Below are 229 nucleotides of genomic sequence, written 5' to 3' on the forward strand. Positions count from 1 at the left end.
GTCGCAGACCTCGACGTAACCTGCGATCTTGTCGGGCTGCTGCGGCTCGTAGTGGATCGGCACCGCGTACCGGGCGTCGAGGATCTCCGCGGCCGCGGCGGCCTGCCTGGGGTCCAGCGCGGCGGGCAGCGGGCTCGGCGGCTGCAGGTGCGGCGCGTCGACCACGGCCCCGTTGGCGGGCAGGAACACCGCGTCGAACGGGCTGAACCGGCGCGCGATGAGCCACCAG

The 229-nt window shown here is 74.2% G+C and carries 1 pseudogene; it reads right to left on the reverse strand.

Annotated elements, in window-relative coordinates:
• Positions 1-229: pseudogene (locus tag IG78_RS0141390) on the reverse strand (MBL fold metallo-hydrolase); the annotation flags it as partial.

Source organism: Streptomyces aureocirculatus (assembly GCF_000720475.1).
GTDB lineage: Bacteria > Actinomycetota > Actinomycetes > Streptomycetales > Streptomycetaceae > Streptomyces > Streptomyces aureocirculatus.